Genomic DNA, 1,017 nt, shown 5'->3' with positions numbered 1-1,017 from the left:
AAACCAAAATGGCAGAGCAGTCGCTAGCAGCGATTGATGAAGCTGACGTCGTGCTATTCCTTGTTGACGGTCGTGCTGGTCTTACACCTGCTGATGAAGCGATTGCGGCGCATCTGCGTAAAATTGAAAAACCAGCGATGCTGGTGGTAAACAAAATTGATGGTATTGATGCTGACGCTGCGTGTGCTGATTTCTGGCAGCTTGGTGTTGATGACATGTACCAAATCGCGGCTGCACACGGTCGTGGTGTTACAGCATTGCTTGAGCGTGCGCTAGCTCCATTCTTTGATGATTTACTAACAAGTGAATCAGAAGAAGGTGAGATTGAAGATCTGACAGAATTTGAAGACGCTGAAATTGCACCAGACGAATACACCGAAGAAGAAGCGGAAGCGGAGTTCCAACGTCTACAAGAACAGCCAATCAAACTGGCAATCATTGGTCGTCCAAACGTTGGTAAGTCGACGTTAACCAACCGTATTCTTGGTGAAGAACGTGTTGTGGTATACGACATGCCAGGCACAACTCGTGACTCAATCTACATTCCTATGGAACGTGATGGCCGTGAGTATGTAATCATTGATACTGCGGGTGTACGTCGTCGTGGTCGTATTAACGAAACGGTTGAGAAATTCTCCGTTGTTAAAACGTTGAAAGCCGTCGAAGATGCAAACGTAGTGCTATTGGTTATCGACGCACGTGAAAACATCTCTGACCAAGACTTGAGCCTGCTAGGTTTTGCATTGAACGCCGGTCGTTCAATCGTACTAGCGGTAAACAAGTGGGATGGTCTAGATAACGAAGTAAAAGAGAACGTGAAGAAAGAGCTAGACCGCCGCCTAGGTTTCGTTGACTTTGCTCGTATTCACTTTATTTCTGCACTGCACGGTACTGGTGTTGGTCACTTGTTTGAGTCTATCCAAGAAGCGTACAAGTCGGCAACGACACGTGTTGGTACCTCTGTTTTGACTCGTATCATGAAGATGGCGACTGATGATCACCAACCGCCAATGGTTC

The 1,017-nt window shown here is 46.8% G+C and carries 1 protein-coding gene; it reads left to right on the top strand.

Annotation, left to right across the window (positions count from 1 at the left end; translation table 11 throughout):
* Positions 1 to 1,017: ribosome biogenesis GTPase Der (gene der / locus R7D93_RS26195; RefSeq protein WP_318129669.1), on the top strand; the 1,017-nt coding region annotated here is incomplete at both ends.

The sequence above is a fragment of the Vibrio sp. YT-15 genome, from assembly GCF_033337445.1.
GTDB lineage: Bacteria > Pseudomonadota > Gammaproteobacteria > Enterobacterales > Vibrionaceae > Vibrio > Vibrio alginolyticus.
Note: the sequence above shows the minus strand (reverse complement) of the source record. Positions and strands in the feature narration are given on the sequence as shown.